Below are 20,976 nucleotides of genomic sequence, written 5' to 3' on the forward strand. Positions count from 1 at the left end.
GGCTCAATTCGGTATACCTTCGCTTTCGATCATAAAGCGTTTTAGATCCTCTCTAGTTAACCCCTGGTTTAATAAAGCTTTGATCATTATATTTTTCTTATGTTTAGTTAATCCATCTTCATATTTAGCTAAAGAATTTTCAATCTGCTGCCGCGCTGTCTGAAAGTCTACAACCTCGCCTGTGTCTCTGAGTAGGTCTAAAAAGTCTGCCCAGACCTGCATGATCTTACGGCGCTCCTCTAAATGCTGCGCGTGGTTATAAACCGCACGTATGCTACTTTTTTTATCATGCGCCATTTGCTTCTCAATGGCGTCACCCATATAGCCAAGCTCATTGAGGTTGGTAGATGCGATATGACGGAAGCCATGTCCAGTTTGTTTACCAGCATATCCTAGTATATCTAGTGCATTATTAATGAATTCCTCACTATAGGGCTGATGCATACCTGTATGGTAGAACACGTACTCATATTGCCCCGTGATAGCTTTCATTTCTTCTAGCACCGCAAGCATTTGGTCTGACAATGGTACGACATGCTTACGGGCAATTTTAAGGTTATCGATATCAACACGCCATAAACGGTTAGCAAAATCAATATGTGCCCATTTCATCATACGTAGCTCAATGGTGCGGCAAAATGAATAAGCTAAAAACTTCATACCTAAGCGGGTTTGATCATGACCATAATAGCCCTCGATAGCTTGGAGTAGGGCAGGCAGCTCATGTATATCTACATGCTTCATGTGCTGGCTTTTGGCTTTAGGGTAGAGTGCTTTTAGATCATCGATTGGGTTTTGGTCAATGATGCGCTCGCGTTTGGCACGTCTTAAAACATTAGCCACCAGATCGATAGTGCGTCTGGTCACCTCACGTGGCGGCTCACCGTCTTTGTTCACACGCTTTTCGATCTCATCTGCCATTGATCGGCAATCTTCAAAGCTCACATCTTTTAGTACGATGCCTTCAAAGTGTGGCAACACGTCTTTATGCATACGGTTATAGTCTTGCTGATAAGTACGAGGCTTGACGTTACGCTGGCGCTCAGCGAGCCATTCTAACGCATAATCATTGAATTTTTGTGCGTGGATATTCGCAAGCTTATCTTGACGCTTTTTGTTCTTTGGATCGATACCGTCAGCTAGCAGAGCCTTTATCTCAGTGTTGGCCTGTCTTGCTTCAGACAATGACATAATGGGGTAGGTGCCAAGCGTCATACGCGTCTGCTTGTTATCAAAGCGATAAGCGCTTATCCATGTTTTTGTGCCCGTACTGCGTACTGATCGCTGTATTTGTCAGGACGCGAAGGCGTGCATTTTTCACTTGGTTTAAGCTTGCGGATCTTACTATCGCTTAGCATGTTGGTCTATTCCTGTGGCTACAAGCCATATGATTCAAGCGTTACAACTAAAAAGTTGGTCTAAAGCTGAATTATAAAGCCTAAATGTTGGTCTTTTTGAGGTCTAATGAAATCATAGACCAACAGATAGACCAACACAAGTCACGGGATAGATGGGTTATGTTCGGATAGACTGGGAAAACGATAGACATAAAAAAAACGCTAGACGCGTTATATTTAAAGGGTTTAAGATGTATATAGGATAGTTTAGGACAAGCTAGGAAAAATAAGATTTTATAAGATTGGCGGTGAAGGAGGGATTCGAACCCTCGATACGCTATGAACGTATACACACTTTCCAGGCGTGCGGTTTCAGCCACTCACCCACTTCACCGATTTTTGAATGGCTAAGTATAGCGGATAAGATTTGAAATGTCACGGTTTGCGCCTTATCTTTCTTTATTGGTAAACGCCTGCTAGGATAGCGTCTTCGTATTGGCAAGCATAAATGGTAAGAAACCGCATGGTAAGTTTGAATGGGCTCATAGATAGCCTGAAAAGTCGCATAATAATGACAATAGTAATGGTCATGTTGGGTATATTAAGCATGTCATCGGTGTATGCTGATGACTTTACTCAGTGCAACCAGTCTTTTTATGCTGGGATATATCCTGAATTCGTCAATGATAAGCTCAATACCAATACCCATCCGCTGTGTTTTGATGGTTTTTCTGTCATGTACTCTGGTGTTTCACGTACACCGCTCTGGTCAGCAGAGCACTTGACCCGCAAGCGTTTACAGCAAGCTAAGACCATCGACCGTGAGGACAGCTTTCATGAAGAGAGCCGCCTACCAACCTCAGCACGCGCCAAACTATCAGATTACTCGGGCTCTGGCTATGATCGCGGGCACTTAGCGCCGAATGGTGACATGGCCAATCGTAGCCAGCAGTATGACAGTTTTAGTTTGGCCAATATTGCGCCGCAGTCTCCGCGCAATAACCGCTATATTTGGCGTAATATTGAGTCTGCAACGCGCTACCTTACTCAGCAATATGGTGAAGTGTATACGGTAACAGGGGTTGCCTTTACCAATAAAAAAACTAAGCAGCTGGCAGGACGTGTACTGGTACCCAGTCATTTTTTTAAGGCAGTTTATATACCAGCGATTAATCAAGCAGGTGTGTATTACGCGCCAAATGATGAGTCTGAGCGCATAGAAGTTATTAGCATCGACGCGTTAGCCGCCGAGACTGGTATTGACGTTTTGCCTGTGCTGGATCAGCAAACCAAGGCAGAAGCTTTAGATCTACCCTTAAAAGCAGGTGAGGATATAGACCAGTCAGACTCTTCAGGTGAGGAGCCTATATGGCTATTGTTTGTCTGGGCCATACTTGAATGGCTAATGGAGCAACTGCAAGCTAGAAACGCCTAGTTTCGTCAATATAGAGGAGAGTACCATGATTGATCCATTTGCGAACAACCATCAAAGTATGCAGATTGGTGAGCTGGTCATAGAGAACCAAGAAGATAAAATTATTATTTATGGTGACATAGATTTATATCTTGATGCGTCAGGGTATGAGCAAGCCAAACAGCTGCATGAGCTCACCAGTAAAATACTACAAGCTTTTGAAAAATCAGATGAAAATATGAAAAAATCGCTTTCGTCAAAAGAAAAAAATGACCAATCAGATGAAAGTATTGACAATCCCTTCTTGTAACTATTTGATATAGTGATAAATTATAGAAGTGTTAAGCTATAAAGAAATTACTAGGCAAAGTAAAAATTTTGTCTATAATGGATAAATCAATGATATCGCCTGTGTGATTCAAATGACTAATAACTATTAGTAATCGGCAAGCGATAGCATAGGAAAAGCGCAAAACTATCATGTTTTGAATAATCATTGTAAGAAAGGAGTCGATCTATGAAACTATTTACAAAATCTATGTTAGCAGTTGCTGGTATCAGCATGGCCACTATGGCATTCGCTGCTGATCCGTTAGCCAACACTACTTGGCAGACCTTTGATGACGGCAAGCCTAAGGGTGTGGTCAAAATCACTGAATCGAATGGTGTATTGACCGGTAAGCTCATCAGCACTGTCTCAGAAAAAGGCAAAAAGCACGTTGGCATGACAGTTATTTCTGGTCTAAAAGCTGACGGTGGCGGTAAGTATAGCGGTGGTAATATCACTGATCCTGAGAAAAACAAAACCTATCGTATGACCGCAAGTTTGGAAGGTAATACCCTCAATCTAAAAGGTTACCTAGGCCCATTCTCACGTAGCCAAACGTGGAAAAAGAAGTAAGCCTTTTATGTCTACTCTGCTTGATTGATATATTGTATTAAAAAATACCATAAAAAACTCAGTCAGATAAAAGCAGTCAGTTAAGAATAGTAAAACCCGCATGACCAATCGGTTATGCGGGTTTTTTTATCGCTTTATATAGCATATTACTTTATTTACTTATGTGCTCAATGAGTGAATTCAGGATAAGCTTCCATTCCGCACTCTGCTATATCAGCACCTTCGTATTCATGCTCTTTAGATATACGCAAACCAATCACTGCTTTAATAATCGCCCACACTATGGCGCTGGTAATAAATACCCAAGCAAAGATAGTGGCTGCACCTACGACTTGACCGAGGAAGCTGGCTGAGGAATTAGTAATAGGTACAATTAATAGGCCAAAGAGACCAGCAACTCCATGTACCGAAATAGCACCAACTGGATCGTCGATTTTGATTCTATCTAAAGCCAGAATGGATATCACGACAATGACACCAGCACAGATACCAAACATAGTGGCCTGTAGTACTGACGGGGTTGAAGGCTCTGCGGTAATCGCGACCAGACCTGCCAGCGCACCATTTAAGAGCATGGTTAAGTCTGCTTTGCCAAAGATAGCACGCGCTAGCAGCAAAGCACCAATAGCGCCGCCTGCTGCCGCCGCGTTGGTATTCACAAATACCATAGCGACCGAGTTGGCACTGGCGACATCACCTAGCTTGAGAACCGAGCCGCCATTAAAACCAAACCAGCCCATCCATAAAATAAGCGTACCAAGTGCGGCTAGAGGTAGATTCGCTCCTGGAATAGCACGAATCTCACCGTTAAGACCATACTTGCCTTTACGTGCGCCTAAAAGCAATACACCTGATAGTGCAGCAGCAGCCCCTGCCATATGGACGATACCAGATCCAGCAAAGTCAGAAAACCCCATTTCGCTTAAGCTAAACAAGCCCAAGACGTCCTTTTCACCCCAAGTCCAGCTGCCTTCTAAAGGATAGATAAAGCCGGTCATCACAACGGCAAATAGCAAAAAAGCCCAGAGTTTCATGCGCTCAGCAACAGCCCCTGAGACAATTGACATACAGGTAGCGACGAAGACCACTTGGAAGAAGAAGTCAGACGCTGCAGAGTAGACCGAATCCCCATCAAAGCCGTTACTAGCTGACGCTATCAAGGCATCATTTACCAAGGTCTCACCACCTGCGATACCGCTTAGAAAGAGGTTGCCATCATACATAATGGCATAACCGCATATCATGTACATGGTACAAGCGGTGGCGAATAGTGAGATATTCTTAGTGAGAATCTCAACTGTATTTTTTGATCGAACCAAGCCAGCTTCTAACATTGTAAAGCCAGCGGCCATCCACATGACCAGTGCTCCACATACCAAAAAATAAAACGTGTCGAGTGCGTATTGTAGCTCAAAAATCTGACTTTGCATCTTAATTCCCCCTTGAATTGACAATGCGATAGTTAGGCTTGCTTTTAAATGTATTTCATTGAGCAGTTGCGATCTTTAAATCATACTTGCACCAATAGTGGGCAAGGCTGTTTATCTGTCTAATAGCGTTGATAGCTATCAGATAGCATCAGGACCTGTTTCACCCGTACGTATACGAATGACTTGCTCAAGTGGCGTGACAAAAATCTTGCCATCGCCGATTTTACCGGTGCTGGCGATGCGAGTGATGGCTTCAATCGCAGGCTCAACCATCTCATCAATGACGGCGACTTCGACTTTGACCTTTGGCAAAAAGTCCACCACGTATTCAGCACCGCGATACAGCTCGGTATGTCCTTTTTGACGACCAAACCCTTTAACTTCAGTGACGGTAACGCCTTTAACGCCAATGTCAGATAACGCTTCACGTACGTCATCGAGCTTAAATGGTTTTAGAATCGCAGTGATTAGCTTCATAAGAAACTTCCTTATTTAAATGATGTCGCAGGTTATTGCAGACTTTTAGAGCATCATGCCTTTACCATGCTTACAGTAAGTTATTCAAGAAATGTGCCAAAGATCCTCAAGGGGGAGAATCGCTTGGGCTTAATTGCTTCTTAAATGACTACTGTTATGGATACATAATGCAAGAATGACGGATGAAAACCCCAATAAAAATACAGCCAATATAGAACAAGTGCAGTGGAGTCGCCTGCGACGTTAGATTCAACGAGGGCTTTATTATAACCAACTTTTTCGTGTTGCGGGGAGGCTATCCTGTGATGAATTGCTAAAAAATAGCAAGTACAGGGCCGCTTGTAGAGAGGTTTGTGGTGATAGTACAAGATACGCGAAAAGTGTACGCTGCTCTAATGGCAAAAACCTAGAGCAGAATGTACAAGAATATTAAAAATGGGATTGCCGCAGTTATGATAACAAAGCCTGAAGGCTAGAGGTTATAAGGGATGAGAAACCAAAGTATTAAGTTTTAGGAAACAGTAGATAAGAGGTTTTGGTGCTACCCAATAGCTTTTCAGTATCGCTGCCTCGCAGCAGCTCACGTAGCCGTGATTGACCAAAGGCACCTGACATCAGAAGGTCGATGTCGTGCTCGCTTTGATAGTAGTTTAAGGCAGCGCTAACATCGCGGCAGTCTAGTAAGGATTTTTTGCAATTGATACCTGCTTGCTTGAGGCGGGCATAAGCTTCACGCAGCGCGTCGCAGTTTTCAGAGTTTTCTTTACCAACCATGACGATATGAATGGTTAACGCGCGTACAAGTGGCGTTTTACATAACCAATTCAACATTTTGTGGGAGGTAGCACGGTTATCAAAAGCAAATAGTGCACTCTTTGGGGGCACAAATGTTGTGTGAGTCACCAAAATAGGGCACAGACTTGGGCGTATGAGTTGACCCAACGTAGATCTGCAGGTGACATGATGGCCAATGACAATGAGCTGTGACATTTCATCGACATAATCAATGCTTTCGCTCAGGGTTTCATGTCGATGCAGGCTGTAGACCTTGCGCTTGTGCAAATGTTGCTCACAATAGGCTGCTGCTTGATGTAAGAGCAGTCGACCTTGCGCCTTGAGCTCAGAGTTGCCTTGATGCTCATGACTGGTAAAGTTATCCAGCAGCGCACTTTCATCATCGATATTCAGACAACCTGAATAATTGATAGCGGCCTTTTGTTGCAAGCTTGGCACGGCATGAAGTAGCCCAATGGGTGCTTGTAGGCGCGTAGACGCCCACATGCTAGCAACCAATACCGCTTGCACATGATCAGGACAATCTAAACAAGCAATCACACTGTCTGGTTTTAAGTTACTCATAAGGCAACCACATTATCTCAATAATAAAAACACGGTCAAATTCCGCAGATTACGCTCTAGTCTAATAGGCCGATATCACGGCGATCATGGACAGAGAAGCGATCAATGAGGGTGCGACTGGCACTATTCAAGCCAACCACCTTGACATCTATTCCCTCGCGTTGCAAGCGCATGACCAGCTTGTCCAAAGTATCCACGGCAGTCACATCCCAAAAGTGTGCTTTACTCACATCAATTTGAACGTTATCGAGCGCCTCTTTGGTATCAAAGCTATCAAGAAACTGGGTGGTGGAGGCAAAGAATACTTGACCTTGTACATAGTAGTATCGAGTATTATTGCTGTCATCATACTCACTAAATATGGTCAAGAACTGCCCAATCTTATTGGCAAATGATAAGGCAGACAGTAACACGCCGACGCCGACACCGTAAGCAAGGTTATGAGTAAATACGGTGGTCAAAACGGTTGCTAACATCACGATATTAAATGACATCGGATGCGTTTTGAATTCACGGATAGACTGCCAGTTGAAGGTACCAATAGAGACCATGATCATGACTGCGACTAACGCGGCCATTGGTATTTGACTGACCCAGTCGCTCAAGAATACCACCATGATCAGTAACACCACACCTGCTATCAAGGTCGACAGACGGGTACGCCCGCCAGACTTTACGTTGATCATCGATTGGCCAATCATCGCACAACCAGCCATACCGCCAAAGAAGCCTGAGACGACGTTGGCAATACCTTGACCACGGCACTCACGGTTTTTATCACTTGGCGTGTCCGTTAGCTCATCGACGATAGTAGCGGTCATCATAGACTCAAGCAAACCGATAACAGCCAGTGCAATAGAGTAGGGTGCAATGATTAATAGTGTATTGAGGTTTAGCGGAATATCTGGAAACAAAAACACAGGCAGGGTATCTGGTAAGTCGCCCATATCGCCGACATTACGAATATCTAGTCCCATGTATAGAGCCACTGCGGTTAGACCCACGATACAGATGAGCGGCGAGGGAACGACGCGTCCAATTTTGGGAATCAGTGGAAACAGATAGATAATAGCCAAGCCTGCTGCCGTCATCATATATACTGTCATGCCAACCCGTTCAGTCGCTGGGTTCAGCTCTGGTAGCTGCGCGGCAAATATCAAAATCGCTAAGGCGTTGACGAAGCCAATCACCACTGAACGAGAGACAAAGCGCATCAGGTTACCAAGTTTTAAGATACCCATTACAATTTGAATACCACCGCACAATAAGGTGGCGGCAAGCAAGTATTGTAGACCATGGTCAGCAACCAAATCTACCATGACCAGTGCCATAGCCCCTGTCGCTGCTGAAATCATCCCAGGACGACCACCGACGAAGCTAATCACCACCGCGATACAAAACGAGGCATACAGCCCAACTTTTGGATCGACACCAGCGATAATAGAAAAAGCAATGGCTTCTGGAATCAATGCCAGTGCGACCACTATTCCCGACAGAGTATCGCCGCGTATATTGGAGAACCATTCGTCATGCAAATTATCAAAAAGAGACGTCATAATTAAACTACATATAGTTAAGGGCAAAAAAGTAATCGTTATCTGGTAGGCGTATCACTCATAGACAATAATAGTCTATGGACAATACCGACCACTCAGACTTTCATTACCACGTCGCTTAACAAATCAATACTGTTAAGCGGTCTTGCACTTGCATTATCCTCAGAGGTTATATAAAGCTTATCAAAGCTTCGTAACTAAAATGGCTACTGAAGCATTTACCGTATTGCCGATAGTAAAATTTGATAAAAAACTTAAGGTAGTGCATAAATGACCACGATGAATGATCGTGGTAGATAGAGTGTCAGATAAGGTAGGCAAAACAAACATAAACATGCGTTTGCCGCAATGTCATGACGTAGTGAGCAGTTGCTGAATATGGCGAGACCATCACATGATAAAGGTCACATCATGCTAAACTGGCACACAAAATGAAATGTCCAGTTCAAACTTCAGTAACTTAATATAAAATTATGCGCATAATAGCACAAAGTGGCAAAAAAGCAGTACCGAAAAATGAACGATACCGTTATGATGCTCACTGTCAATTTAATAATCCTGTGTTTACCACACCTGTTTTATAATGGTTGCATACAGATTTAGACAATCGCTGATTTTCGATAGCGGATGACATGGCGTTATAAGGCACTATAGCTAAAAAGCACTATAAAAGGAAAGTATATGACAACCCTCGCAACACCAGAAACACTCATCTATAAAGGCGATGGTCTACAAGTGGTGGTCGGATTAGGGCAGTCAGGGTTGTCGGCTGCGCGTTATCTGAGCGAAAAAGGCTACCGAGTAGCGGTCACCGATAAGCAATCCGCACCTGCATTGGCGAAAGAGCTACCTGCAGCGGTTGAGATTCGGCTGTTCGGTGCGATTGATGCAGAGCTGCTGCAACAAGCGGCACGTATTATTATCAGCCCTGGTATCTCTTTAGAAACGGACGCTGTTGCTGCCGCACGGCAAGCTAATATTCCTGTAGTAAGCGATATTCAGCTTTTTTGTGAAGCCTGTGAGGTGCCCATAGTAGCTATTACAGGCTCCAATGCCAAAAGCACCGTGACGACTTTGGTAGGAGAGATGGCTGCTGATGCCGGCATCAATGTTGGTGTTGGCGGAAATATTGGCGTGCCAGCATTGAACCTGCTGTCTAACAGTGATATGACTTTGGCTGTGCTTGAGCTATCCAGTTTTCAATTAGAGACTGTGACCAATTTGGGTGCACAGGTGGCGACTGTTCTCAATATGTCGCCTGATCATCTGGATCGCCATGGTGATATGCTGGGTTATCATCAAGCCAAACATCGCATCTTTCAAGGTGCCAAGTCGGTAGTGATTAACCGTGAAGACGCCTTGACGCGGCCTTTGGTCGCTGACAATTTGCCGCGAATAAGTACAGGTATCCATGCTCCTGACAAAAGTCAATATGGCTTGATTACGGATCCTGACGGGCAGATTTATTTGGCGCGTGGCACAGAGCGTTTATTATCCGCTGACAAGCTGCTAGTCAAAGGCCGCCATAATCTGTTAAATGCGCAAGCGGCTCTTGCATTGGGCGAGCTTGCTGGACTGCCTCTTGATAGTATGCTTGGTACTTTACAGCGCTTTACAGGTCTTGAACATCGTTGTCAGTACGTGGCGAGCGCTGCAGGTATTGATTACTTCAATGACTCAAAGGGCACCAATATTGGTTCGACCATGGCCGCCATCGAAGGGCTAGGGGCAGTCTATGCTCCCAAAGATGGTAAGCTGCTATTGATATTAGGTGGTCAAGGCAAAGGACAGCAGTTTGGTGAGTTGACGCCTCTGATTAACCAATATGTCAGCCAAGTATTATGCATCGGTGAAGACGGCAAGCAAATTGAGCAGCATCTACACGCTGCAGAGTTAAGCGATGAGGTGGTGCTACATCAGTGTCAAACGCTAGAGAGTGCGTTTGCAACCATTGAACAGCTTACGGCTAGTAGCTTGTCGCAAGTAAAAGCAGTGCTGCTATCACCAGCCTGTGCGAGCTTTGATCAGTATGCCAGCTACGCTGCACGTGGCGAACACTTTATTCAACTGGTCGAGCGAGTGGTTGCTAATAACAATCCTGCTGATACTGCTATTGAATATTAATAATGGCAGTATAAATGATTGTTTTGGTTATGAATTACTGCTACTGTCAACAACGGAATAGCTGACTTTTAAAGTCTCAACGGTGGCGTTTTATAAACGCCGTGTTTTTTGTTTGTTAGTGTACTTAAAATATTATGGCGCTCTCTTTTCTTTCTCGTTTTTCGCAAAATTCTCGCTCAACTTCTGACTCAGATGGTGTTCTGTCTTGGCCTTCAGCCCGCGCTATATTATTGTCTAGTGTCGGCTGTATGATGGTACTCAGCTTGTTAATGGTCGCCTCTGCTTCCATTCCTTTCGCGCTCAGTCGCGGAATGACAGAGTTGCATTTTTTTGAGAACCAACTGCTATATATGGGTATCGGCTTACTTGCTGCAGCGATACCTTATTATTTTGTGCCATTAAAAACACTGTATCAAACCGAGACACAGTTTATATTATTGGCAGTGACAGGTGCGCTGCTAGTGGCAACACTCTTTGGTACACCGATTAATGGCTCAAAACGTTGGTTAGACTTAGGAGTGATTAACTTTCAGGTTGCAGAGTTAGCGAAGCTAGTCGTCGTAGTTTTTGTGGCTGACTTTGTGGTGCGGCGCTCTTTTGAGGTGCGTAACGGTTGGGATGGCTTTTTGCGAATCTCTTTAGTTATTGGCTTACTCACTTTTTTATTATTATTACAGCCTGATTTTGGTTCTTTAGTGGTGATTGTGGGCACAGTATTCGCGATATTTTATATTGCTGGTGCTCCGTATAAGCAGTTTGTCGCGCTTGCAGCCGTCGTTGGTGTATTGGGTGTGCTAGCAGTCACGATGGTGCAGTATCGACTGACACGGGCATTATCTTTTTTAGATCCCTTTGATGATATTCAAGACACTGACTATCAGCTGGCACGCAGTTTGATTGCCTTTGGACGCGGTGAGTTTACGGGGGTCGGCTATGGCGAAAGTGTACAGAAGCTCGCGCATTTACCTGAGGCACATACCGACTTTTTATTAGCCATCACGGGTGAAGAGTTAGGATTCGTCGGTGTGTCGATGGTTCTCATATTAGAAGCACTCATCATCGGTAGCGCCATGCGCATCAGTTATAATGCGCTAAAACGCCGGCAAATGCGTATGAGCTATACTGCTTTTGGTATTGGTATTATTTTTATTGCACAAACGATTATCAACGCGGCAATGAACATGGGTGCGATGCCAACCAAAGGCCTGACCATGCCATTCTTTAGTTATGGTGGCTCCTCGATGCTCATCAGTCTGGTGATGGTGGCATTGCTGCTCAAGATCAATAAAGAAAGCCCGCAAATAGAAAAGAGCCAGTGTCGCTACTTTTAAAAAGATTGTTTTAAAAAAAACTGTTTTTTAAAGAGAATAGTTTGAATAGGCAGATTTTAAAAAATTTGGTTATAAAAAAGCGTCGCTATCAGCGGCGTTTTTCTATTTAGGAGCTGGCTATAGTTAAAGACAGCTTATTTTGTAAAGGGGTATTATCCCACTGTTCAATAGCTTGCTCTAGCATACGTGCTGGCGTATCCATCTCAACGGTGGGTTGCTGCAGTAATTGCAAAGCGGTGGCAATAAGCTCGCTGGGCCTACTTGTATCGATGGGCTGAGCTAGGTTTTGTTTAGAGAGCTTTTGCCCATCAGGGTTGCGTATCAGTGGCAAGTGGTACCAGTAGTCTATTGCAGGTAGGTTGGCCGCATGCATGATGCTGATTTGAGCAGTGGTCATCGGTAAGATGTCTAACCCACGCATGATATGGCTGACCTGTTGTAGCCCATCATCGATACTTGCTGCCAAAATATAGTTGATCATCCCATCTTGGCGGCGTACCACCATGTCACCCAAGCTCTGCTGTGGATTATGCCATTGCATGCCTTGGATACCATCCATAAAACCTATGGCGTAATCAGGCAGTTGGATACGCTGCTTATGCTTATTTTTATCAAGGTTGGCATCTATACAGCAGCGAGGATAACGCTGCGTATCAGCAGGATTTTTGCTGCTACTATGCGAGTTAGCATTTTCTAATATAGCATGCCGTTCCCAGTATTGTGCCAAGCTTTTACGCGAGCACTGGCAGCCGTAGGTTAATGGTGCAAGCTGTGATGATAGATAGTCATTATAGATATCGATACGCTCAGACTGGTAAATGACATCATCATCCCAGTGTAAACTGAGCGCTTTTAAATCCATTAGAATTTGTTCACTGAACTGTCGGTCACAGCGTTCAGTATCGGTATCTTCGATACGCAATAGCCACTTACCACCCAAGGATTTGATATGACAATAACTTGCCAGCGCTGTGGTCAGTGAGCCAAGGTGCAGCTCGCCCGTCGGCGAAGGGGCGAAGCGGCCTACAGGACGTATAGACTGGAGTGAGTGATTTGTATTGATATTTAATGAATTCAAAGTGAGTAGCTATCAAAAAAAAGTATGACAACAGGATAAATAAAACAGTTATGAAAAGCTATTTATTAAACTTATCTGTTTTGTTAGTCGATTCTATAAATAACCGCATATATATGAATGCAAAAAAGCGACCATGATGGTCGCTTTCGTCATATTTATATGAAGCATTTACAAATACAGCGTACTTCTAGGTATGACCTTGGTTTTGACGCTCTTTCATTTCAGACAGAGTTTTGCAGTCAATACATTGAGTCGCTGTTGGACGCGCTTCCAAACGGCGTAAGCCAATCTCTACGCCGCAGGTCTCACAAAAACCATAGTCGTCACCTTCGATTTCAGCGATAGACTTATCGATTTTACGAATCAATTTACGCTCACGGTCACGTGTGCGTAACGCGAGAGCGAACTCTTCTTCTTGAGTGGCGCGATCATTGATATCTGGCATCGCACTGGATTCGTCTTGAATATAAGTTTTAGTGCGGTCAGCCTCGCCAATAAGCTGGCTTTTCCAATCCAATAAAATAGTTCTAAAGTGCTCTAACTGCGCATCAGACATATATTCTTCGTCTTTGGCAGGCACATAAGGGGTGAATTTAACATCACTTGGATTGGTAGTTACAGTGCTCATATGGGTATCCTAGTTTTTCAAATTAATTCAACAAAACGACATTTACAAAAGACAAGAACTCAGCATTTTCAATGAATACTATAGTCTGTCTCTTACAGAACGTTTCACCACGTGGTAACGCAAGTAACATAGAGGATCTCATGATACGTTTATATCGGTGTATCACTTATCGTGATTGCCGATTGCGAAATCTTGGCTGGTGGTTGTCGTAGCTATCCTAGCCATTATTTTGTTGCCTAACATTTGACGTTAGACCTTCCTGTTTTCTTAGTTGTTTGTATAACGTGAGTATATTTGCAGTATCGGTTATTTTACTCTGCTTGCCTAGTACTATTTTGAACGGGTCATTCTATGTTAATTTTCAAAAGCTTACTAGCATTTTAGCACAGTAGTAAATTGACCCCATCCCATAAGAATGGGCATCAAGTATCTAATCTCTTAATCCAACTTGCAACCCGTCCAGTGTTGGCTAATTGCAACCAACGGTAGCCAGGCTGGGCATCCTTATCATAAGCAAAGTCATCTTCATAAGGCTGGAACTGGTAGCAGGTTGACGGCGTAGTATAGGCAGTCACGCCATTATGGTCGCGCGTTTGCTCTTGATGCGTATGACCACTCACAATGACCTTTAACTGTTTAAATGCGGACATCCTTCGCCAAAACTCGGCGGTGTTTTCTGCGATATGGGCATCTATCCATTCTGACTGCATCGGCAACACATGATGATGCAGTACTATCAGAGCTGGCTTATCACAGGTGTTCAATTGCGTACACAGCCAATCAATATCAAGGTCAGTAATCTCACCTGCTATCTTGCCAGCGACTGCGGAATTAATTAATAGCAATTGCCAGTATTCAGTATCAATGACATGCTGGCTTAAAAGACGTTTATCTGCTGTTTTTGCGACGAGCTTACGCTGAGAAAATGGAAGATGACTATCAATTTCATCAGTCACGTCATGATTACCCGCAATGCAAGCAAAGGGGATGTTTGTGGCGCTGAGTACCTCGAAAATATAATCGTAAATAGAGGTCTTAACTTCATTTACTAAGTCACCAGTGACTAAAATCAAATCACAACGAATATCTTCACTTAACGCTTGTTCAATAACAGCTTCAAAGCTCTGCCGACAGTGATGTTTAGATGCTACGTTTTCATCTGTTATATCGTCAATGCTCGCCAAATGCATGTCCGTGATCTGCAGTACATTCACTTGCTCGTCAGGTGATAAGATAGTGCGAGCAGGGTACTGTGGCATAGACTTTATCCTTTATGAGCTAGAAAATATCACAGGCTCAAACAGCTAAGACGCCCTCAAAAATGGAGATAAACCGTAAAACTATCATCGTGAGTTTTATCAGTAATAGCTGTATGAGCGGCTACTGCTGATATACGGCGCTATATAAGCGAGTTTATAGCATATATTTTATAAAATCTCTAGTGATAATTATCAAATAAAGTTTACTTTTCCTAAACTACTTTTCTAAGGACAAAGCCCTAAAGACAGAGATAGCGGCTCTAATTTTGCTGCGTCCCGAGCTTAGAGAGGATAAGCGCGGCAAAAAACAAGATAGCCAGCACCAATACAATGGCAAGTCCAGTCTGTATATCTAGCCAAATGCTACCCCAAACGCCTAAGGTTACGCCTACTTGTGCGATGATGAGTGCAAAGATGACCATCTGTCTGGGGGCGGTTGACCATAAACGGGCAGTGAGTGCGGGTAGTACCAGTAAGCCACTGATCAGTAAGCTACCAACTGCTTGCAAGGCAATCGCGCAAAACCCTGCTAGTACGCCCATAAAGAATAGTCGTTGTTTGGTGGGGTTGATACCTTGGATTCGGGCTAGGGCTTCATGAGTTGCCAGTTTTAACTGTGCAGGCCAGATATAAATTAAGAACCCTAAGCCTAGCAGTACGCTAGCAGCAAGGAGTGGCAAGTCAGCCCAATCAAGCTCAAGTAAATTACCAAATAAGAAACCTAATACATTTGCTTGCTGGTCAGTCAACTGGGTTAAGGTGAGGAGACCCAAGCATAATAATGAAACGGCCAGCACTGCCAGTACGGCATCAATGGGCAGGCGCTCATCGTCTATCAAAACTAGCCCTGCGACTACCATGACACTGACAAGTACAATACCCATGCCCATTGGTAGCTGCCACCAGACGGCAAGCCCGACTCCAAGTAGAGTGCCATGTGCTAAAGCATCAGCAAAAAACGCCATGCGTCGCCATAATACCAAGCAGCCAAGCGGCGCTGATAATAGACCTAAAATACTGCCGGCAATCCAGGCAGGGGCAATGATGGCTAACCAAGCAGTCATAACAGGTGTTGTCCGTTAAATTATTATTTTATAGATTATTGTTTTACAGCAAGTCACTTGGGGCTTGATGCTCACAGGCATGGTGCTGATGCACATAGGGCTGCTCATAATGATGACCAAACAGCTTTTGAAACTCTGCTGTGATCGCAAGCTCGCTGGGTTGTCCCTCGCAGCAAATATGCTTATTCAAACAAATCACTCGGCGGCTGCCCTTCATCACCCAATGTAAATCATGCGACACGACCAACATTGCACAGCGTAAAAAATCTGGCAATTCATCGATGAATTGATAGAGCCAGACTTCAGTATCAGGATCAAGCCCTTGCATAGGCTCGTCCAATATCAGCAGATTGGGCTTATCCAATAGCGCTCGTGCCAGCAGCACGCGCTGGGTCTCACCACCTGATAAGTGCCCCATTTGCCGTGGCAGTAGATGATTGAGGGATAAGTTATCAAAAATAAACTGCCGTTGCTCAGCGCTCAACCGCCGTTTGTCCGCTTGCTCTAATAGGTCTTTGACCCTTAACGGCAAGATTGGCGGCACAGTGAAGCGCTGCGGTACATAGCCAAGCTGTAGCGGCTGATGCGCAGTGATATGACCTTGCGTGGGCTGGATTAAATCTAAAATGAGTTTAACCAGTGTCGATTTTCCTGCACCATTTGGTCCTATTAGACTGACAGTCTCATTGACGGCAATATCAATATTGATATTGGCGACCAAGCGCTGCTTACCAATATAATAACTCACGTCATTTAAGCTGAGCAGAGGTGTACTGCTGCTTACGCTTAATGCTGGTGGTTGTTCTAGGGCTGATAATAAAAGGCTCATGCGCTCACAATCACTAGGTTAAAGGTTATAAAAATGATAAGTCATAAATGCTACTGACAGTTTTGGCAGCGTCCACTCAGTTCAATGACACTGTGATCGACGACAAATCCTATATCCTGTTCTGCAAAGCTCATCATTTCCTGTACTGGCAAACTACTACATTCCTGTACACGTTGACAGTGCTGACAGATCAAAAATGCAGCTGTATGCTGTGCGCGGGGATGGCAACAGGGAACATAAGCATTGAGTGAAGTGAGCTGATGAATCAAGCCCTCGCTCAATAAAAACTCCAAACTGCGATAGACCGTTGGTGGTGCGACGTTTTTTTGCGTTTGCTTGTTTGCGCTCTCATCTGTTGATTCTAAGCGTATTTGCTGAAGCTGTGTGATTAAGTCATACGCACCCACTGGTTTATTGGCTTGCAGCACCAGTGTATATATCTGCTGACGTAGCGGAGTAAAGCGCACCTCACGCAATCGAGACTGCTCTTTTGCTGCCTCTAAACGCTTAGCCACATCCTGCGGCGTAAAGTGCTGAACATCATGTAAGTGTTCACAAGTAGATGAGATCATTGACACAACACCAACTCCCAAAATTAATAGTGCGTTTTTAATTGTTATAGTATAACATACTACTATTCATAACTTGCTAGGCTTTTCTAAAAAAACAGGTCTAAAATAAAACGGATAGGACACTTATCGCATGTATGTAAATTATCGTCGCTGTATCAGTGCACTTAGCAAAACACACAATAAAAAAAGTCATAAGACATCGTCTGGTTCTGTATCAAGGGTATTTAGATGGTCTAAACGTTGGATGGCCGCGACCCTGATACTGTTTAGCTCAATAATGATGAGTGCGCATGCAGCCACTGTCAGTGTGAGTAATTATCCGTTGTTTTTATTGAGTCAAGCAGTGACGGAAGGCGCACCTTCTGCCAATCAATTGTTACAAGCAGGGGAGGTGGGACATCATGGTAGTATCAGTCCTGGTGACATTAAAGCCATTCAAGAGAGCACCTTTGTCGTATGGTTTGGTGAGTCGCTAGAGAATAATCTTGCATCGAGTTTGAATACTGCGCCCAATGCCATCTCCTTATTTGCATTTGATGCTTTCACTCGCCATCCGTTGCGTGATGTCAAAGGCAAGCTTATTGCAAATACGCTAGACCCACATATTTGGTTAGATCCTGAAAACGCCAAAGCCATTACCCGTGCACTGGCGGTTATTCATAGTCATGCCAATCCACAATATAAAAGCCTATATCAGGCCAATGCAAAAAAATTCGCTCAGCGCATGGATAGGACGGTACAGACCATGCAACAAGGCAGTCAAAAACCATACCCTTACTGGGCCTATCATGACGCTTATCAATATATTGAAGCAAGTTTAGGGCTGCAGATGATTGGAAGCTTAAGTGCTGATCACCATCTTTCTCCCAAAGCCAGTCAGCTGCGCTGGTTAAACGAGCAACGCCCTGCTAAACAAATGTGTTTGGTGGCTCAAAGTGATCCTGCGAAGGGGTTACTTGCCAAACTGCAACCTGTCAACACCACAGTGCAAGCTGAAGATATGAGTGGTAGTAAAACCTTCGTTGATGGATGGTATAATATGGCACAGCAGATACGCAGTTGTATATCTTGAACTGTAATATACGTTGCAACTTTCCCTAGTTTTTTATCGAAACAGTGAGGTTTGCAGCGTTTACTATCTTGTCCTCATTGTATAGGAAGCAAGAAGCGCTCAAAATAACAAACAAAGGTCACATTTTGCTTGCTTAGTGATGACTTGCTCCTTATAATAAGTGGCGTTTTATTTTGGTTAAAAGGTTAGACTTGTATAGTGAGCCGTTCACGGATAAGCAGGCTTGTGATGCACTGCTTTTATTCCACCGCTATATCATAGGATAGCTGATGACCAAGCCTGCCAAACGCACGCAAAAAGATAAAATAGGCCTCTACATCAAACGCCAAGCGTGGATACTGTTTATCCTGATTGTTAGCGTTTCGATGCTAGATATTGTTTGGCTGCATAGTGAGCTGATTGTAGCAAAAAGCACCGCTCTTGGTGCTTTGTTAAGCTTTACTTCTCAAGCAATATTTGCAGCATTTGTCTTTTGGTATACTGGCTATCGCGCGCGCCGACATATTGTCAGCCAGCTATATCGTGGTCAGATGGTCAAATGGCTACTGACGGTGTTTGGCTTTGCACTAATTTTTATTACCATACGACCTCTGTCTGCGCCTGCGCTGTTCATCGGTTTTATAGTAATGCAGATTAGCCACAGTTGGATGTTGATGTACGTACGTTAGCCACAACATTACTGTTTGATTGTTAATCCCCATTTAAAACCTCTTTAGTTCATTCAAAATAATAAAAGCACCGTTATACGAAGGTGCTAAGTATATTAAAAGTGTTATCCATAGCTAAAATGAGCTCATTAAAAAGTCACGCTGTTAGTACGAGAGACAGAAAACGGATATAAGTTGATTGTTAGAGAAACAATTTTTTACAATTAAATTACTGGTGTAAAACCATACTGACAAACGATGAACGTGACTAACTTACTCATAAAGCTAATAAAAAACACACAATAGACTTTACATAAATGCAACGCTGCTTTAAGATACTCAGCTAATAATTTCGCTTATAGCCGCTGTATTGAGCGCCGATTTGACAAAATCATAAGCAAATACTCAGATATCACGTTATATGCAGGTACCAAGGGCTAGTAATGAATACTCATAAGCCCTTTTTTGATAGCTAGAATTTATTAAAATGAGTGAAGCTAGTACCGCAAAAGAACAATGGGCTGGATGTTGTTGCTTACATGAGTGCCTTAGCATCATAATTCGCACACAGTAGGTCAAGCTAGTAATGCGCTTGCTGCGTTTTTTAAAAGTTTGATTGACCTTGTGTCATTGATATCGCTAATTCACCCATCAGATGACAACCATATTTTTGGTAATTGATTAAATATTTGATTAATAAGAAGCTTACATTATGGCAGCCGAACAATCATCAACAGATTATATCTCTCACCATTTAACCAATTGGACCTATGGCTATCTGCCTGGCGAAGGCTGGAAGGTTGCCTATACCGCAGAAGAAGCGGGACAGATGGGCTTTAATGCTATCCATCTTGACTCTATGCTATGGTCAATCGGTCTAGGTATCTTATTCTGCTGGTTCTTCTGGAAGGTGGCGAAAAAAGTGACCTCAGATGTGCCAAGCAAGACTCAAGCAGCGGTTGAGATGATTGTCGAGTTCGTCGATAATAGCGTGCGCGAGTCTTATAGCGGTACTTCAAAGCTAATAGCACCTCTAGCGTTAACCATCTTCGTCTGGATTTGGTTAATGAACTTGATGGATTTAATGCCTATCGACTTCATTCCAGGTTTGGCTGGCCAGATCGGTGCTGCGATGGGAGCGGGTGGAGGTGATCCACATCACGTCTTTTTCAAAATTGTACCGACAACTGATCCTAACATTACCCTAGGTATGGCTTTTTCAGTTTTCGCACTGATTATCGGTTATAGCATTAAAGAAAAAGGTATCGGTGGATTTCTCGCTGAACTGACGCTACATCCATTTAGCTCGAATAATATTATATTGAAAATTATCTTAATCCCTGTCAACTTCATCCTAGAAGTCGTGACTTTGATTGCAAAACCAATTTCACTTGGCTTACGTCTGTTCGGTAACATGTATGCTGGTGAGTTGGTATTTATTTTGATTGCCTTGATGCCATTCTGGATTCAGTGGGCACTATCAGTACCATGGGCTATCTTCCATATTTTAATTATTACCCTTCAAGCGTTCATTTTTATGATGCTGACGATAATTTACTTATCATTAGCTTCGTCAACTGAACATTAATTAGACACTTCATCAATAAATAGGTAAAGAGGATACATCAATGGATCCAGTATTAGGTAGTTCTACAGTTATCGCAGTTGCAATGCTTATCGGCGCAGGCGCTATTGCAACAGGTATTGGCTTTGCTCTTTTAGGTGGCAAGTTCCTAGAAAGTGTTGCACGTCAGCCAGAGCTTGGTTCACAGTTGCAAACACGTATGTTTATCGTAGCAGGTCTATTGGATGCTATTCCAATGATTGGTGTTGGTATCGCGATGTTACTATTATTCGCTAACCCTCTAGCAGGTTAATCAGAAAGCTCAGTTGTAAGT

At 43.5% G+C, this 20,976-nt stretch carries 20 protein-coding genes and 1 tRNA gene; 9 read left to right on the forward strand and 12 right to left on the reverse strand.

Annotation, left to right across the window (positions count from 1 at the left end; genetic code table 11):
* Positions 1-3 precede the first annotated feature (3 nt).
* Both JMY01_RS00005 and JMY01_RS00010 read right to left on the reverse strand, forming a co-directional pair.
* On the reverse strand, positions 4-1,290 hold the full coding sequence (locus JMY01_RS00005; RefSeq protein ID WP_227677948.1) for a tyrosine-type recombinase/integrase: 1,287 nt from the start codon (positions 1,288-1,290) through the stop codon (positions 4-6).
* A 350-nt stretch (positions 1,291-1,640) separates the two neighbouring features.
* Positions 1,641-1,731: transfer RNA gene (locus tag JMY01_RS00010), tRNA-Ser, on the reverse strand.
* A 177-nt stretch (positions 1,732-1,908) separates the two neighbouring features.
* Here JMY01_RS00010 and JMY01_RS00015 point away from each other — a divergent pair.
* The 3 genes from JMY01_RS00015 to JMY01_RS00025 all read left to right on the forward strand — a co-directional run bounded on the left by JMY01_RS00015 (position 1,909) and on the right by JMY01_RS00025 (position 3,652).
* Complete coding sequence (locus JMY01_RS00015; protein WP_227677601.1) at positions 1,909-2,772, forward strand: DNA/RNA non-specific endonuclease; 864 nt, start codon at positions 1,909-1,911, stop codon at positions 2,770-2,772.
* A gap of 25 nt (positions 2,773-2,797) precedes the next feature.
* Complete coding sequence (locus tag JMY01_RS00020; protein ID WP_201573050.1) at positions 2,798-3,061, forward strand: hypothetical protein; 264 nt, start codon at positions 2,798-2,800, stop codon at positions 3,059-3,061.
* A 207-nt stretch (positions 3,062-3,268) separates the two neighbouring features.
* Positions 3,269-3,652, forward strand: a complete 384-nt coding sequence (locus tag JMY01_RS00025; protein ID WP_201573053.1) for a DUF2147 domain-containing protein — start codon at positions 3,269-3,271, stop codon at positions 3,650-3,652.
* A 167-nt stretch (positions 3,653-3,819) separates the two neighbouring features.
* On the opposite strand, the gene JMY01_RS00030 is transcribed toward JMY01_RS00025, so the two are convergent.
* The 4 genes from JMY01_RS00030 to JMY01_RS00045 form a co-directional block, all read right to left on the reverse strand.
* On the reverse strand, positions 3,820-5,082 hold the full coding sequence (locus tag JMY01_RS00030) for an ammonium transporter (RefSeq protein ID WP_201573056.1): 1,263 nt from the start codon (positions 5,080-5,082) through the stop codon (positions 3,820-3,822).
* A gap of 138 nt (positions 5,083-5,220) precedes the next feature.
* Entirely contained in the window at positions 5,221-5,559 is a 339-nt protein-coding gene (locus tag JMY01_RS00035) for a P-II family nitrogen regulator (RefSeq protein ID WP_201573059.1), read from the reverse strand.
* A 504-nt stretch (positions 5,560-6,063) separates the two neighbouring features.
* A complete protein-coding gene (locus tag JMY01_RS00040; RefSeq protein ID WP_201573062.1) occupies positions 6,064-6,918 on the reverse strand; it encodes a universal stress protein in 855 nt (284 codons plus the stop codon).
* Positions 6,919-6,974: 56 nt separating this feature from the next.
* Positions 6,975-8,474, reverse strand: coding sequence for a SulP family inorganic anion transporter (locus tag JMY01_RS00045; RefSeq protein ID WP_201573066.1), 1,500 nt, complete (start codon positions 8,472-8,474; stop codon positions 6,975-6,977).
* 681 nt (positions 8,475-9,155) lie between these two features.
* Between JMY01_RS00045 and murD the strand changes: the two genes are divergently transcribed.
* Both murD and ftsW read left to right on the forward strand, forming a co-directional pair.
* The gene (murD, locus tag JMY01_RS00050; RefSeq protein WP_201573069.1) at positions 9,156-10,598 is read left to right on the forward strand and encodes a UDP-N-acetylmuramoyl-L-alanine--D-glutamate ligase; all 1,443 of its coding nucleotides are present in this window, start codon (positions 9,156-9,158) and stop codon (positions 10,596-10,598) included.
* A gap of 134 nt (positions 10,599-10,732) precedes the next feature.
* A complete protein-coding gene (ftsW, locus tag JMY01_RS00055; RefSeq protein ID WP_201573086.1) occupies positions 10,733-11,929 on the forward strand; it encodes a putative lipid II flippase FtsW in 1,197 nt (398 codons plus the stop codon).
* Positions 11,930-12,035: 106 nt separating this feature from the next.
* Here the strand turns inward: ftsW and gluQRS are convergent, their stop codons facing one another.
* The 6 genes from gluQRS to JMY01_RS00085 form a co-directional block, all read right to left on the reverse strand.
* Positions 12,036-13,007, reverse strand: coding sequence for a tRNA glutamyl-Q(34) synthetase GluQRS (gluQRS, locus tag JMY01_RS00060; RefSeq protein WP_227677602.1), 972 nt, complete (start codon positions 13,005-13,007; stop codon positions 12,036-12,038).
* A gap of 187 nt (positions 13,008-13,194) precedes the next feature.
* Entirely contained in the window at positions 13,195-13,635 is a 441-nt protein-coding gene (gene dksA / locus JMY01_RS00065; RefSeq protein WP_201573105.1) for an RNA polymerase-binding protein DksA, read from the reverse strand.
* Positions 13,636-14,057: 422 nt separating this feature from the next.
* Complete coding sequence (locus JMY01_RS00070) at positions 14,058-14,894, reverse strand: metallophosphoesterase (RefSeq protein WP_201573108.1); 837 nt, start codon at positions 14,892-14,894, stop codon at positions 14,058-14,060.
* Positions 14,895-15,154: 260 nt separating this feature from the next.
* Positions 15,155-15,958, reverse strand: coding sequence for a metal ABC transporter permease (locus JMY01_RS00075; RefSeq protein ID WP_201573111.1), 804 nt, complete (start codon positions 15,956-15,958; stop codon positions 15,155-15,157).
* 43 nt (positions 15,959-16,001) lie between these two features.
* Positions 16,002-16,787, reverse strand: a complete 786-nt coding sequence (locus JMY01_RS00080; RefSeq protein WP_201573114.1) for a metal ABC transporter ATP-binding protein — start codon at positions 16,785-16,787, stop codon at positions 16,002-16,004.
* Between the two features lie 50 nt (positions 16,788-16,837).
* Positions 16,838-17,359, reverse strand: a complete 522-nt coding sequence (locus tag JMY01_RS00085; RefSeq protein ID WP_201576962.1) for a transcriptional repressor — start codon at positions 17,357-17,359, stop codon at positions 16,838-16,840.
* Positions 17,360-17,603: 244 nt separating this feature from the next.
* Between JMY01_RS00085 and JMY01_RS00090 the strand changes: the two genes are divergently transcribed.
* The 4 genes from JMY01_RS00090 (at position 17,604) to atpE (ending at position 20,955) form a co-directional block, all read left to right on the forward strand.
* Complete coding sequence (locus JMY01_RS00090; protein WP_227677603.1) at positions 17,604-18,431, forward strand: metal ABC transporter solute-binding protein, Zn/Mn family; 828 nt, start codon at positions 17,604-17,606, stop codon at positions 18,429-18,431.
* Positions 18,432-18,700: 269 nt separating this feature from the next.
* Entirely contained in the window at positions 18,701-19,099 is a 399-nt protein-coding gene (locus JMY01_RS00095; protein ID WP_201573146.1) for an ATP synthase subunit I, read from the forward strand.
* Between the two features lie 691 nt (positions 19,100-19,790).
* Positions 19,791-20,666: a F0F1 ATP synthase subunit A gene (gene atpB / locus JMY01_RS00100; protein ID WP_201573148.1), complete on the forward strand. Its 876-nt coding sequence runs from the start codon at positions 19,791-19,793 to the stop codon at positions 20,664-20,666.
* Between the two features lie 40 nt (positions 20,667-20,706).
* Positions 20,707-20,955 (forward strand): F0F1 ATP synthase subunit C, encoded by a 249-nt coding sequence (atpE, locus tag JMY01_RS00105; RefSeq protein WP_201573150.1) that lies wholly within the window; start codon positions 20,707-20,709, stop codon positions 20,953-20,955.
* Positions 20,956-20,976: the final 21 nt, after the last annotated feature.

The sequence above is a fragment of the Psychrobacter sp. H8-1 genome (genome assembly GCF_904846575.1).
Lineage (GTDB): Bacteria > Pseudomonadota > Gammaproteobacteria > Pseudomonadales > Moraxellaceae > Psychrobacter > Psychrobacter fulvigenes.